We start from the raw sequence: 14,711 nt of genomic DNA, 5'->3' as shown, positions 1-14,711 counted from the left end.
TCTTAATGGGTTGGGCCGGCGGCGGCGGGCTTGCCGTCCTTGCCCGGTTTCGGCGGCGGTGGTGGCGGCGGTACCGTCATGGATTCGGCCGGCTGCTCGTCTTTCCGGAGCACCTGAACGAAGATTTCGTTTTGCTTGATCATGCCAAGCTCCAGGCGCGCGCGTTCCTCGACGGCGCCGGTGCCTTCGCGCAGGTCGCGCACTTCCGATTCGAGCTTGGCGTTGCGCGCCTTGAGTTTATCGGTATGCGCGTGGGCCAGCGTGACCTGGTCGCGCAGGTCGGCGACGGCCAGCATCCCGCCCTTCCCCAGCCACAGCGGGTACTGGATCAGGAGCAGCAAGGCGGCGAGAACGAGGGTAATGATGCGCATGGGGGAATTCTGGAAAGCGGGCCGCCACAATGGACGGCCCGCGGGTACGACGGATTACGTCAACCGGTGTTACTTCAGGTTGTAGAACGCGTCACGGCCAGGATAGCTGGCGACGTCGCCGAGGTCTTCCTCGATGCGCAGCAGCTGGTTGTACTTGGCCATGCGATCCGAACGCGACATCGAGCCGGTCTTGATCTGCAGGGCGTTCAAGCCCACGGCGATGTCGGCGATGGTCGAGTCCTCGGTCTCGCCCGAACGGTGCGAGATCACGGCGGTGTAGCCGGCGCGCTTGGCCATCTCGATGGCGGCGAAGGTCTCGGTCAGGGTGCCGATCTGGTTGATCTTGATGAGGATCGAGTTGGCGATGCCCTTCTGGATGCCTTCTTTGAGGATCTTGGTGTTGGTGACGAACAGGTCGTCGCCGACCAGCTGCACGCGCTTGCCCAGGGCGGCCGTCAGCGTGGCCCAGCCTTCCCAGTCGCCTTCGTGCATCGCGTCCTCGATCGAGATGATCGGGTACTTGTCGCACCAGGTCGCGAGCATGTTGGTGAAGTCGGTCGCGGTGAGCTGCAGGCCTTCGCCTTCCAGGTGGTACTTGCCGTCCTTGTAGAACTCGCTGGCGGCGCAGTCCAGGCCGAGGGCGATGTCCTTGCCGGCTTCGTAACCCGCGTCTTCGATCGCCTGCATGATCAGCTTGATCGCGTCTTCATGGTTGGCCACCGACGGCGCGAAACCGCCTTCGTCGCCGACCGCGGTCGACAGGCCCTTCGCGTGCAGGATCTTTTTCAGGGTGTGGAAGACTTCCGCGCCGTAGCGGATCGCTTCCTTGAACGAAGGCGCACCGACCGGGATGATCATGAATTCCTGGATGTCCAGGTTGTTGTCGGCGTGGGCGCCGCCGTTAATCACGTTCATCATCGGCACCGGCATCTGCATCGCGCCCGAACCGCCGAAGTAGCGGTACAGCGGCAGGCCCGCTTCTTCGGCGGCGGCCTTGGCCACGGCCATCGAGACCGCCAGCATGGCGTTGGCGCCCAGGCGGCTCTTGTTCTCGGTGCCGTCCAGGTCGATCAGGGTGCGGTCGAGGAAGGCCTGTTCATTGGCGTCCAGGCCCATGATGGCTTCGCTGATTTCGGTGTTGATGTTCTCGCAGGCTTGCAGCACGCCCTTGCCGAAATAACGCTTCGGATCGCCGTCGCGCAGCTCGATCGCTTCGCGCGAACCGGTCGATGCGCCCGACGGCACGGCCGCGCGGCCCATCACTCCCGATTCCAGCAGCACGTCGCATTCGACGGTCGGATTGCCGCGCGAGTCAATGATCTCGCGGCCGATGATATCAACGATAGCACTCATGTTCTACATCTCCAGAAGGGTGAAAAATCGTCTCGCACATGAAAGACGAGGCGCCATTGTGGCGCCTCGTCTTCATGCTTCGTTAGCTCAGCAGTATTATGCCTTGAAGTCCGACTCGAGGAAGCCCGCACGTTTCACGACGCGGTCGATCTCGACCAGGGTCGTGAGCAGTTCCTTCATGCGGCCCAGCGGCACCGCGTTCGGGCCGTCGGACAGGGCATTGGCCGGATCCGGGTGGGTTTCCATGAACAGGCCGGCGATGCCCGCGGCTACCGCAGCACGCGACAGCACCGGGATGTGTTCGCGCTGGCCGCCCGAGGACGTGCCCTGCCCGCCCGGCAGCTGCACCGAGTGGGTGGCGTCGAACACCACCGGGCAATTCGATTCGCGCATGATGGCGAGCGAACGCATGTCCGAGACCAGGTTGTTGTAGCCGAAGGAGGCGCCGCGTTCGCAGGCCATGAAGTTGTCTTCATTGAGGCCGGCTGCGCGCGCCGCATTGCGCGCCTTGTCGATCACGTTCTTCATGTCGCCCGGAGCCAGGAACTGGCCCTTCTTGATGTTCACCGGCAGGCCCGAACGGGCGCAGGCATTGATGAAATCGGTCTGGCGGCACAGGAAGGCCGGGGTCTGCAGCACGTCGACGATGGACGACACTTCCGGAATCTCTTCCTCGGTGTGGACGTCGGTCAGCACCGGCACGCCAATGGTCTTCTTGACGTCGGCGAGGATCTCCAGGCCCTTCTCGCGGCCGGGGCCGCGGAACGAGGTGCCCGACGAGCGGTTCGCCTTGTCGAAGGACGATTTGTAGATGAAGGGGATGCCCAGCGCGCTGGTGATCTCCTTCAGCGTGCCGGCGGTGTCGATGGCCATCTGGCGCGATTCGATCACGCAGGTGCCGGCGATCAGGAAGATCGGGTGTTCCTGGCCTACTTCAAAGCCGCAGAGTTTCATGCTGCATCTCCTTGCAAAGCGGTGGGGGCATTCGCCGCAGTCTTGGGGTTGGCCGACTGGTGCGCCAGCGCCGCCTGGATGAACGACGTGAACAGCGGGTGGCCGCTGCGCGGAGTCGACTTGAATTCAGGGTGGAACTGCACGCCCATGTACCACGGGTGTGCGTTCTCGCCGGTGCGCGGCAGTTCCATGATTTCGCACAGGTCTTCGTTCGGGGTGCGCGCCGCGACGACCATGCCGGCCGCTTCCACCTTCGGCAGATAATGGTTGTTGGCTTCGTAGCGGTGGCGGTGGCGCTCGGTCACGACGCTGCCGTAGATCTCGGCGGCCAGCGTTTCCGGTTTCACCGCGCAGGTCTGGGCGCCCAGGCGCATGGTGCCGCCCAGGTCCGAGGTCTCGTCGCGCTTTTCCACTTTACCGTCGTGGTTCTGCCACTCGTTGATGAGGGCGACCACCGGCTGGTCGGTCTCGAGGTCGAATTCGGTCGAGTTCGCGTTCGGCAGGCCGGCCATGTGGCGCGCGTATTCGATCAGCGCGACCTGCATGCCCAGGCAGATGCCCAGGTACGGGATCTTGTTTTCGCGGGCATAGCGCGCGGCCATGATCTTGCCTTCCACGCCGCGCTTGCCGAAGCCGCCCGGCACCAGGATCGCATCGTATTTGGCCAGGTGGTCGCAGCCCTTCGATTCGATCTCTTCCGAATCGAGGTATTCGATGTTGACGCGGCTCTCGGTGTGGATGCCGGCGTGGCGCAGCGCCTCGGTCAGCGACTTGTACGATTCGGTCAGGTCGACATACTTGCCGACCATGCCGATGGTGACTTCGCGCTTCGGGTTTTCCAGCGTGTGGATCAGCTTCGCCCACATCGACAGGTCGGCCGGCGGCGCCTGCAGATCCAGAGCTTCGAGGATGATGTCGTCCAAGCCCTGCTCGTTGAGCACCTGCGGCACCTTGTAGATGGTGTCGACGTCCCAGACCGAAATCACAGCCTGCTCTTCGACGTTGGCGAACAGCGAAATCTTCGCGCGCTCGTCGTCGGGAATGCGGCGGTCGGCGCGGCACAGCAGCGCGTTCGGCGAGATGCCGATCTCGCGCAGCTTCTGCACGCTGTGCTGGGTCGGCTTGGTTTTCAGTTCGCCGGCCGAAGCGATGTACGGGACGAGCGTCAGGTGCACGAAGGCGGTCGACTTGCGCCCCGAGCGCAGCGACAGCTGTCGCGCCGCTTCCAGGAAGGGCAGCGATTCGATGTCGCCGACGGTGCCGCCGATTTCGACCAGCGCCACGTCGACGCCTTCGGCGCCGCGGCGGATGTAGTCCTGGATCTCGTTGGTGATGTGCGGGATCACCTGCACGGTCTTGCCGAGGTACTCGCCGCGACGCTCCTTGCGGATGACCGATTCGTAGATCTGGCCGGTGGTGAAGTTGTTCACCTTCTTCATGCGGGTGCTGATGAAGCGCTCGTAATGGCCGAGGTCGAGGTCGGTCTCGGCGCCGTCGTCGGTGACGAAGACTTCGCCATGCTGCATCGGGCTCATCGTGCCCGGATCCACGTTAATGTAGGGATCGAGCTTGAGCATGGTGACTTTGAGACCGCGCGATTCGAGGATCGCAGCGAGGGAAGCGGCCGCGATTCCCTTGCCCAGGGAAGACACGACGCCGCCAGTGACGAATACAAATTTGGTCATTGTGCTGAAGGTGCCGAATGGCACGCGCGGGAAATGGAAATTATACCTTAAACAGGCACAAACATTGTCACCGTCAGCCCCTTGTCGGCTTGACACGGCCGTTTTCAGCTCCGCCAGACTGTTCGAAAGCGAATGTGTTTCGCGATGACAACATCACTGTGACCTACTTCCGGAAACCGGCCATTTGTGACTTCTGTGCAATTGCAATTGCCATAGATCAAGGTTACATTGGCCTTTTCCTTATTTGTATAGGCAAGATCCTCATGGGCTTTTTTAACAACCTCAACATCGGCAAGCGCCTCGCGATCGGGTTCGCGCTGACGCTGGCCATGGCGGTGCTGATCGCCGCGGTCGGTATCGCCCGCGTCAACAGCGGTGCCGCCAGCACGGCGCAGGTACTGGCCGAACCGCTGGCCAAGGAACGCATGATCACCGAGTGGTACATGCAGGTGTTCGCCGCGGTGCGCCGCACCGCCGCCATCGTCAAGAGCAGCGACGCCTCGCTCGGCCCTTACTTCAAGGAAGACGCCGCGCAAACCGGCAAGCGTTCGGCCGAGCTCCTGAAGCAGATCGAGCCCCTGATCGTGGCGGGCGAGGAAAAAGCCCTGTTCGACCGCATCACCGAGCAGCGCAAGGCCTATTCGAGCGCGCGCGACGAAGCCGTCAAGGCCAAGGCCGACGGCGACCAGGAACTGGCCGCGCGCATCCTCGACGAACGCTTCACGCCCACCGCCAAGGCTTACCAGGAATCGATGCAGCAGCTGGTCGCAATGCAGGCCGCCCACATCACCGCAACCGCACGCACCATCGACGACAACGCCGACGGCAGCGAAACCCTGATCGGCCTCCTGGCCCTGGTCTCGGTGCTGATCGGCGCGGTCTCATCCTGGCTGCTCACGCGCGGCATCGTGCGTCCGATCCGCGAAGCCGTGGCCCTGGCCGAAACCGTCGCCAGCGGCGACCTGACCCGCCGCATCGACGCCACGGCAAAGGATGAAACCGGCGCCCTGCTGCGCGCCCTGCGCCACATGAACGACAGCCTGGTGAAAATCGTCACCGAAGTGCGCGGCGGCACCGACACCATCGCCGGCGCCTCGGGCGAAATCGCCGCCGGCAACATGGATCTGTCTAGCCGCACCGAGCAGCAAGCCGCCTCGCTCGAAGAGACGGCCGCCTCGATGGAGCAGCTGACCGGCACCGTGCGCCAGAACTCGGACAATGCGCGCCAGGCCAACCAACTGGCCATCACCGCCTCCAACGTGGCGGTCGAGGGCGGCGCCGTCGTCGGCCAGGTCATCACGACCATGGGCTCGATCAACGAGTCCTCGCGCAAGATCGTCGACATCATCGGCGTCATCGACGGCATCGCCTTCCAGACCAACATCCTCGCCTTGAACGCGGCCGTGGAAGCGGCGCGCGCCGGCGAACAGGGCCGCGGCTTCGCGGTCGTGGCCTCCGAGGTGCGTACCCTGGCCCAGCGTTCGGCGGCGGCGGCCAAGGAAATCAAGGCCCTGATCGGCGACTCCGTCGAGAAGGTCGACCTCGGCGCCAAGCTGGTCGACCAGGCCGGCGCCACGATGGAGCAGGTGGTGGAATCGATCCGCCGCGTCACCGACATCATGGCCGAGATCACCCACGCGACCGCCGAGCAGACCGGCGGCATCGAGCAGGTGAACCGGTCGATCGGCCTGATGGACGAGGCGACCCAGCAGAACGCGGCCCTGGTCGAGGAATCGGCCGCGGCGGCCGGCGCGATGCAGGAGCAGGCGGCCAAGCTGGCGCAGGTGGTGGGCGTGTTCAAGCTCGATGCGCAGGCAGTTGGGGCGCCAGTGGCGGCCGCAAAACCCGCGCCGGCCCGTGCGGTGGTGGCGCTGCCGAAGAAGCCTGCAGTTGCGGCCAAGGCACCTGCACCAGCCAAGCCCGCAGCGCGCGCCAAAGCTGCGGCGACGGCGGACGAGTGGGAAGAGTTTTGATCGTTAGTTGAAGGTGTTTGAAGAAGCCGCCTGCATGCCGGGCGGCTTTTTTTTGCGCCGCGTGTTTGCGAATGATGCGACCGCGTGGGCACGGAGTGCCCACGCGGTCTCACGGGAAGCATATCCGCACCTCGCCAAAAAAAACGCCGGCATCACGCCGGCGTTTTCACTCCTACCTATTCTCTTACTTCTTCTGGCCCGGCTTGAGCAGATCCAGCAGGATCGCCGTCTCCGCCGCGATGAACGAACGCACGGTCGGCTTGAAGTCCGGGGCCCACTGCGGCGAGTGCGTGCCTGGCGGGTACTTGCCGGCCTTGCGGGCGTCGGCCAGCTTCTTCGGCTCGACCGCGCCCACGTGCAGCAGCACGGCCTTCACGCCGGCCTGGCCGTAGTTCGCGAAGTCTTCCGACGTCATCTTGGCCGGCATCTCGACGACCTTGTCCTTGCCCAGCGCGCCTTCGATGGCGGCGACCGAACGTGCGACCAGTTCCGGATCGTTGTAGACCGAATCGGCGCCCGGCACGATGTCCACTTGCGGCTTCTTCGGCATGCCGGCGGCCTGCGCTTCGCCTTCGACTTCGCGCACGATGCTGGCGAGGACGCGCTGACGCACTTCCGGACGGAAGGTGCGGACGGTCAGCTGCAGCTTGACCTGATCCGGCACGATGTTGGCCTGGGTGCCGCCGTGGATGCTGCCGACGGTGATGACGACCGGGTCGGCCGGGTTGTTTTCGCGCGAGATCAGGGTCTGCAGCGCCATCACGACACGTGCCGACATCACGACCGGATCACGGGTTTCCTGCGGCGTGGCGCCGTGGCCGCCCTGGCCGTGGATGGTGATGGTGACGGTATCGGCCGAAGCGCGGAAGTGGCCGGCGCGCCAGCCGACCTGGCCGGCCGGCAGCGTACCTTCGTCGTGCATCGAGATCGCGTAGTCAGGCTTCGGGAAGCGCTTGAACAAACCATCCTTGAGCATCGCGGCCGAACCGGTCAGCGGCTCCTCGGCCGGCTGGCCGACCAGCATCAGGGTGCCGCTCCAGGCCTTGCGGTTTTCCGCCATCAGCTTGGCCGTGGCATACCAGGCCGACATGTGGACGTCGTGGCCGCAGGCGTGCATGGTCGGCACGGTCTCGCCGGCCGCGTTCTTGGCGGTGGCGGTGCTGGCGAACGGCAGGCCGGTCTTTTCCTGCACCGGCAGGCCATCGAGTTCGGTACGCAGCATGGCGATCGGGCCGGGGCCGTTCTTCAGGATCGCGACGATACCGGTGCCGCCGACGCCGGTCGTGACCTCGAAGCCGAGGGCCTTGACGCGCTCGGCGAGCTTCTTGGCGGTCTGGTGTTCGTTGAAGGCCAGTTCAGGGGTGCGGTGCAGATCCTGGTAGAGCGCTTCGATGGTGGGATAGTCCTTCTCCATCTGGGCCGTGAATTCGGGCGGCAGGGGCGCGGCGGCGTGGACGGAGCCGGCGGCGACGACGCCGGCCAGCAGGAGGTGTTTCAGGAGGCGGGAGGATGGTTTCATGGTCTTTTTTGTTAAAACGCTGTTGGGCGCGATGACACAGAATCTAGAGCAGATTCCAGCGGGCCGCAAGGATAACCAACGCAATACTGCAAAGCAATATTTAACAATTAACGTGGTAAAGCTATCAGCAAAAGTGTCGTAAAAATTTCCCTCCATCACTTTTTTACTTCATTCTTGAACGAAACCTCCGTAGAATTCCCCCTCTCAAAGCGCCCGCCCGGCCGCTTCGTGGCCGCCTCTCCACGCTTCCGGCCGCTACCCAAACCACCACGACAAGGAATGCTGTAATGGGCTTCATCTCGAATATCAAGATCGGCAAGCGCCTCGGACTCGGCTTCGCGCTGATCCTGGCCATGACCGTGCTGATCGCATGCGCCGGCATCTGGCGTCTCAACGAAGTGGCCGACGCCACCCGCACCATGATGGCGGCGCCGCTGACCAAGGAACGCCTGATCACCGACTGGTACAGCCTGAACTTCGCCTCGATCCGCCGCACCGCCGCCATCGTCAAGAGCACCGACCCGGCGCTCGGCCCCTACTTCAAGGAAGACGCGGCCGCCTCGGTGAAGAAGGCCGCCGAACTGCTCAAGGAGATCGAGCCGCTGATCGCCGGCGACGCCGAGAAAGCCCTGTTCGCGAAGATCCTCGAACAGCGCAAGCTGTACAGCGCCTCGCGCGACGGCGCCGTCAAGGCCAAGGCCGCCGGTAACGAGGAAGAAGCGGCGAAACTGCTGGACGAGAAATTCACGCCGGCGTCCAAGCTGTACCAGGAACTGCTGCACGAACTGGTCGTCATGCAGCGCACCAGCATCGACGCGACCGCCAAGGCGATCGACGCCAGCGCCGGCCGCAGCACCACCATCATCGCAGCGCTGACCGCCGTGGCCGTCCTGCTGGGCGCCGCGCTGTCCTGGCTGCTCACCAACGGCATCACCCGTCCGATCCGCGACGCCCTCGAACTGGCCGAAACCGTGGCCGGCGGCGACCTCACCCGCAACATCGACGCCAGCGCGAAAGACGAAACCGGCGCCCTGCTGCGCGCCCTGCGCCACATGAACGACAGCCTGGTCAAGATCGTGACCCAGGTGCGTAACGGTACCGACACCATCGCCACCGGCTCGGCCGAAATCTCGGCCGGCAACCTCGATCTGTCGGCCCGCACCGAACAGCAGGCCGGCGCGCTGGAAGAAACCGCCGCCTCGATGGAAGAACTGACCACCACCGTGCGCCAGAACGCCGACAACGCCCGCCAGGCCAACCAGCTGTCGATCGCCGCGTCGGAAGTGGCGGCGCAAGGCGGCGCGGTGGTCGGCCAGGTCATCACGACCATGGGTTCGATCAACGAATCGTCGCGCAAGATCGTCGACATCATCGGCGTCATCGACGGCATCGCCTTCCAGACCAACATCCTGGCGCTGAACGCCGCCGTGGAAGCGGCGCGTGCCGGCGAGCAGGGCCGCGGCTTCGCGGTCGTGGCCTCCGAAGTGCGCAACCTGGCCCAGCGCTCGGCCGCCGCGGCCAAGGAAATCAAGGTGCTGATCGGCGACTCGGTCGACAAGGTCGACGTCGGCGCCAAGCTGGTCGACCAGGCCGGCGCGACGATGGAACAAGTCGTCTCGTCGATCCGCCGCGTCACCGACATCATGGCCGAGATCACCCACGCCAGCCAGGAACAGACCGGCGGCATCGAGCAGGTGAACCAGGCCATCGGCCAGATGGACCAGGTCACCCAGCAGAACGCCGCCCTGGTCGAGGAAGCGGCCGCCGCCGCCGGCTCGATGCAGGATCAGGCCGCGAAGCTGGCGCAAGTGGTCAGCGTCTTCAAACTGTCCGGCCCGGCGCTCGGCGCTCCAGCCGCCCCGGTTGCTTCGGCCCGAACCGCCGTTCCGGCGCGCGCCCTCGCCCGCTCGGCCCCTGCCGTGCGCGTGGCCAAGGCCGCGCCAGCCAAGGCGCCGGCACGCGTCAGCGAAGACGAGTGGGAAACCTTCTAAACGGTTTTTATTGTTTCATCCCACGGCGCTCCTGAAGCACCGCGAAAGCCGCCCGGTTCCGCCGGGCGGCTTTTTTTGCGTCCGGCAGACCTCCTCCGGCCTGGTGCGGCATGCTCTTTTCACTCCGACAAGCTTACTGGCAAAGTTCATGGCAAAGTTGACCATGCTTTGAAGCCTGGGCGCGACATTCGCACTCCTTTCATTCGTGCGCTCCTTGACGCTCCTTCCCCGCTGGGGCAGAGTTGCGCCATGGCACTATGCTGCCAGTGCATCCGTCCGCTACCGACCCCGTTTCCATGCCTATCGACTTCCAGCCTCCTCCGACCACGACCGTACAGGTACAGCCCGCCAGCCCGGCATCCTTCGACGAACAGTACGACAAGGCGCGCACGCTCGCCAATTCCGGCCAGCCGGCGCTCGCCCTGGCCGCCTACAACGCGCTGCTGGCGCAGTCGCCCGGCAATGTCGACGTGCTGCTCGGCCGCGGCATCGTCTACACGCGCATGGAGCGCTGGGCCGAGGCGCAAGCCGACCTGGAGGCCGCGGCGCAGGCTTCGCCCGACTACGCCGACGTCTGGCTCGCGCTGGGCAACCTGCACCAGTGGCACGATCAGCCGGCCCAGGCCATCGAGGCCTATGGCCGCCTGGTCGCGCTGCGCCCGAACGACGCCTCCGGCTGGCAGGCCCGCGCACGCGCCTACCGCGCCGCCGGCCGCGTCGACGACGCCCGCGCCGACCTCGAAAAGGCACGCGCTCTCGGTGCCAACGGCGCCGAGATCGACGCCGCCATGGCGGCCATGCAGCCGGCGCCGGCGCCGGCGGCTGCATCGACACCGGTCACCCGCGCCGGCAACCCGGAAGCGGCGCTGGCCTCGGGCTATACCTGGGCCGCCAGCCTTTCCGGCAGCTGGACGGATGTCGGCAGCGGCCCGCGCTGGAACGACCAGACCGCCAGCGTGCGCCACTACATGAAGGGCGGCTCGATCGGTTTCGAGACGCTGCGCGCGCACCGCTTCGACCAGACCGGCCACGCCTGGGCGCTCGACGCCTATGCCGACCTGTGGAACGGCGCCTACGCCAACATCCGCTACCAGCGCGCCCCAGCCGCGCGCCTGTTCCCGGCCAATTCGGGACGCATCGAGGTCTATCAATCGCTCGGCAACGGCTGGGAAGTCTCGCTCGCCGACGACGTGCTGGGTTTCGAATCGCGCGTGAACATCTACGGCCTCGCCCTCGGCAAGTACGTGGGCAACTGGTATGTCCAGCTGCGCCACCAGAACATCGTCTCGGAAGGCTCGCGCAGCAACGGCCAGCGCCTGCTGGCGCGCTACTACTACGCGGGCGACGCCGACAGCTACCTGGAAGCGACCGCCAACAGCGGCCGCAGCGACGATCCGCTTTCGCTCTCGGGCGGGCGTGCGCGTTCCGGCGGCGGCAGCGTGACCTGGGTGCGCTACTGGTCGGACAACTGGGGCAGCAAGGTCGGCGCCAGCTTCTCGCGCGGCGCCAACGACGCCCGTGAGCGCGGCGTCTCGGTCGGGCTGTACCGCCGATGGTAATGCCGGCCGCCTTGCGCGCCGGCGGCGGGCGCCTGGCGCGCGCCCTGGCGTTTGTACTCGATGCGCTGCCGGCCCTGGCGCTGGCCTGGCTCTGCCTGCGCATCGCCGAAGCGATCCACGCGGGCGGCGCCGGTGTGCCGCAGGCCACGCTGTTCGGCGCGGCCCTCGGCAACGACCTGCTCTCGCTGCTGCGCTTCGGCTTCGTCTTCCTGCTCGGCGGCCTGCCGCTGGCGCTGATTCCCTCGGCACGCTGGCGTACGCTGGCGCTCGGCCTGGTCTGGAGCGCGCTGCTGTTCGCCCATGCCGCCCTGCTGCAATACCACTGGGTGTCGGGCGTGCCGCTCGGGGCCGACCTGTTCGCCTATTCGCGCGGCGAAGTCGCCGCCACCGTAGCCGGCGGCTGGGCCCTCAGTCCACTGCTGGGGATGGGCCTGCTCTCGGCGCTGGCCGTCCTGTGGACGCTGCTGTCGCTGAGCGTGCGCGACTGGTGGCCGCGTGCCGCCGCCCGCACAGCCGGCATCGCCCTCGGCGCAAGCCTACTCGCGTTCGCCGTCCTGCCGCAGCGCTTCGCGCCGCCGGTGGCGCGCACCGATGCCGACCTGGCTTACCTGGGCAACAAGACGGCCTTCTTCATCGATAACAATATCGCCCGCCTGCGCAACCCGGGCGACGAAGCGCAGGTGCCGCGCGCGAAGGCGCAGGCGCCATGGTCGGGCGTCGATCCGCGCTACCCTTTCCTGCGCGCCGAACGCACGCCCGACACCCTCGGCCCGCTGTTCGACGTGCGTCCCGGCGCCGCGCCGCCGAACCTCGTCTTCATCATCGTCGAAGGCCTGGGACGCAGCTTCTCCGGCCCCGGCGCGCGCCTGGGCAGCTTCACGCCCTTCCTCGACGAACTGGCCGCGCGCAGCCTGTACTTCGAGAACTTCCTGGCCGGCCAGGGCCGCACCTTCGGGGTGCTGACCACGGTCTTCGGTTCGCTCCCCTTCGGTGAGAACGGCCTGGCCGCGCTGGGCGAGAAGCTGCCCCGGCACGAATCGCTGCTGACGGTGCTGAAAGCCCAGGATTACCGCCTGCGTTTCTATTCCGGCTCGAACCTGGACTTCGACAACGAAGGCGTGTTCCTGCGCCGCCAGGGCGTCGACACCCTGGTAAGCGAACCCGATTTCAAGCCGCCCTACCGCCGCAGCAACGACTGGGGCTATGCCGACCGCGACCTGATGGAGATGGCGCTGGCGCGCGAAGCGGCCGCACCCGCCGGCCCGCATGTCGGCATCATCCAGACCACCAGCATGCACAGCCCCTTCACCTTCCCGGACAAGGACGCCTACCTGCGCCGCGTCGACCAACGTGTGCGCGACCTGAAGCGGCCGCCGTCTCCGGTGTATGCGAACGGCCGCGAGATCTTCGCCAGCATCCTCTACACCGACGACGCGCTGCGCATGTATTTCGAGCGTGCGAAAACGCTGCCGGGCTACGAGAATACGATCTTCGTCATCACCGGCGACCACCGCCTGCCCGAACTGCCCATGGACACGCGCATCGAGCGCTACCACGTGCCGCTGATCGTGTATTCGCCGCTCCTGAAGGGGCCGCGCAGCGTCAAGGCGGTGTCCTCGCAGTTCGACATCGCGCCGTCGCTGCTGGCCTTCCTCGCCAGGGGCTACGGTTTGAAATCGCCGGCGGACGTGACCTGGATCGGCACCGGCCTCGACACCGAGGAATCCTTCCGCAACCTGCACGCGATCCCGCTCAAGCAGACCAAGAGCGAGATGAGCGACTTCGTCTCCGGCACCGCCTATCTGGCGCAGGGCCAGCTCTACACGCTCGGCGACGGCATGCAGGTCGACCGCAACGACGACCCCGAGGCGCTGGCGCGCGCCCGGGCCCAGTTCCGCGCCTTCCTGAAAGCGAACGGCACCGCCGGACGCAGCGCGGCGCTGGCGCCGGGCAAGACGAAGCTGGCGAACTACGGCGGCGAACGCACGCTGCGCGGCGTGGCGCTGGCCTCGACGGCCGGCGACGTCGGCGTCGCCCGGTTGCAGCGCGCATCCGGCGCTGGATTGGTCTATCAGGCCACCTTCACCAACCACGCCGCAACCCGCTCGCCGCAGTTCGTGCCGCTCCTGGTCGTCACCAACGAACACGGCCTCGAACTGGGCGAAACCGCGGCCCCGGCGCGCACCCTGGCGCCGGGCGAAGTGGCGACCATCACCTGGGAGCCGAAGCTGAGCAAGGTCGCGCCAGGCACCTATTTCGTCTCGGCCCTGCCCTCGCATCCCGAGACCGGCCGCCCGATCGGCATCGGCCAATACCACGTGGAGACCGAGCTATGAAACGTCCGCTCGCCAGCCTGCTGCTGGCCTGCGCCTGCGCCCTCGCCGGCGCGGGCGCGCAGGCCGAACCGGCCGCACCGGCCGAACCTGCGAAACCGTCCGCCCCGCGCGCGATCTGGACGTGGGAAGAAGATTCGTACGCGATGCTGGAGCAGCCGGCGGCGGCGGGCCGCGCGATCGGCTTCCTGCAATCCAAATCGGTGGACACCGTCTTCCTGTACGCCGATGCCTACGGCGGCCGCAACCTGATCGCCACCCAGCCCCAGCTCTACCGGCGCCTGATCCGGCGCCTGCACGCATCCGGCCTGAAGGCCTACGCCCTGCTCGGCTCGGGCTACCTGAACACCGAGCGCTATGTGCTGCCGAAGCACCGCGCGGAGGCGCTGGCGATGCTGCAGCGCGTCCTCGACTACAACAAGGCGGCCGCGCCCGAGGAACGCTTCGACGGCATCAACGTCGACATCGAGCCGCACATCCTGGCCGAATGGTCGACCCGCAAGATGGAACTGCTGCGCGAGTTCGTCGAGCTGTCGGATGCGCTGATGCGTGCGAAACGCGCCTCCGGCCAGACGCTGCCGATCGGCCCCGCGATCCCCTTCTGGCTCGACGGCCTGAACGTGGAATACAAGGGCGTCGCGAAACCGGTCAGCCAGCACGTGCAGGATCTATACGACTACGTCGCCCTGATGGATTACCGCGACCGCGCGCTCGGCGGCGACGGCATCGTCAGCCATGCGATGGACGAACTGGCGTATGCCGACAAGACCGGCAAGCAGGTGCTGATCGGCGTCGAGACGCTGCCGAACGCGATCAAGAAGGTGTCGTTTTTCCACCTGAAGGAAGCGGATCTGGAGCGCGAACTGGGCATCACGGCCAGGGAGGTCGGGAGCATGAAGCCGTTCGGGGGCTTCGTGATTCATCATTACGGGCAGTATCGGAAGTGGCTGGGGCTGGACTAGCGTCGTCGTTC

The 14,711-nt window shown here is 66.2% G+C and carries 10 protein-coding genes; 5 read left to right on the top strand and 5 right to left on the bottom strand.

Features of this window, described 5'->3' with window-relative positions; all coding sequences use genetic code 11:
• Positions 1-2 precede the first annotated feature (2 nt).
• The 4 genes from ftsB to ASF77_RS00460 form a co-directional block, all read right to left on the bottom strand.
• Positions 3-371 (bottom strand): cell division protein FtsB, encoded by a 369-nt coding sequence (gene ftsB / locus ASF77_RS00475; protein WP_056332758.1) that lies wholly within the window; start codon positions 369-371, stop codon positions 3-5.
• Positions 372-440: 69 nt separating this feature from the next.
• Positions 441-1,724 carry a phosphopyruvate hydratase gene (gene eno / locus ASF77_RS00470; RefSeq protein WP_056332755.1) on the bottom strand — a complete coding sequence of 428 codons (1,284 nt, stop codon included), beginning with the start codon at positions 1,722-1,724 and terminating at the stop codon, positions 441-443.
• A 96-nt stretch (positions 1,725-1,820) separates the two neighbouring features.
• The gene (gene kdsA / locus ASF77_RS00465; protein WP_056332752.1) at positions 1,821-2,678 is read right to left on the bottom strand and encodes a 3-deoxy-8-phosphooctulonate synthase; all 858 of its coding nucleotides are present in this window, start codon (positions 2,676-2,678) and stop codon (positions 1,821-1,823) included.
• On the bottom strand, positions 2,675-4,363 hold the full coding sequence (locus tag ASF77_RS00460; RefSeq protein ID WP_056332749.1) for a CTP synthase: 1,689 nt from the start codon (positions 4,361-4,363) through the stop codon (positions 2,675-2,677). Before ASF77_RS00460 ends, kdsA begins: the two co-directional genes overlap by 4 nt.
• 263 nt (positions 4,364-4,626) lie before the next feature.
• On the opposite strand from ASF77_RS00460, the gene ASF77_RS00455 reads away from it, so the two are divergent.
• Positions 4,627-6,336, top strand: a complete 1,710-nt coding sequence (locus ASF77_RS00455; protein ID WP_056332745.1) for a methyl-accepting chemotaxis protein — start codon at positions 4,627-4,629, stop codon at positions 6,334-6,336.
• A gap of 184 nt (positions 6,337-6,520) precedes the next feature.
• Here ASF77_RS00455 and ASF77_RS00450 read toward each other — a convergent pair whose 3' ends face one another.
• Positions 6,521-7,855, bottom strand: a complete 1,335-nt coding sequence (locus tag ASF77_RS00450) for an amidohydrolase (RefSeq protein WP_056332741.1) — start codon at positions 7,853-7,855, stop codon at positions 6,521-6,523.
• A 287-nt stretch (positions 7,856-8,142) separates the two neighbouring features.
• Here ASF77_RS00450 and ASF77_RS00445 point away from each other — a divergent pair, with 287 nt between their 5' ends.
• From ASF77_RS00445 to ASF77_RS00430, 4 genes are all read left to right on the top strand, one after another.
• Complete coding sequence (locus ASF77_RS00445) at positions 8,143-9,846, top strand: methyl-accepting chemotaxis protein (protein ID WP_056332738.1); 1,704 nt, start codon at positions 8,143-8,145, stop codon at positions 9,844-9,846.
• A 296-nt stretch (positions 9,847-10,142) separates the two neighbouring features.
• Positions 10,143-11,405: a YaiO family outer membrane beta-barrel protein gene (locus ASF77_RS00440; protein WP_056332735.1), complete on the top strand. Its 1,263-nt coding sequence runs from the start codon at positions 10,143-10,145 to the stop codon at positions 11,403-11,405.
• A complete protein-coding gene (locus ASF77_RS00435; RefSeq protein WP_056332731.1) occupies positions 11,405-13,741 on the top strand; it encodes an LTA synthase family protein in 2,337 nt (778 codons plus the stop codon). The genes ASF77_RS00440 and ASF77_RS00435 overlap by 1 nt, the downstream gene beginning before the upstream one ends.
• Positions 13,738-14,700 (top strand): hypothetical protein, encoded by a 963-nt coding sequence (locus tag ASF77_RS00430; RefSeq protein WP_056332728.1) that lies wholly within the window; start codon positions 13,738-13,740, stop codon positions 14,698-14,700. Before ASF77_RS00435 ends, ASF77_RS00430 begins: the two co-directional genes overlap by 4 nt.
• Positions 14,701-14,711 lie beyond the last annotated feature (11 nt).

The sequence above is a fragment of the Massilia sp. Leaf139 genome, assembly GCF_001424165.1.
GTDB lineage: Bacteria > Pseudomonadota > Gammaproteobacteria > Burkholderiales > Burkholderiaceae_D > Telluria.
The sequence above is the reverse complement of the archived record's forward strand: the minus strand, read 5'-3'. Positions and strand labels throughout refer to the sequence as shown.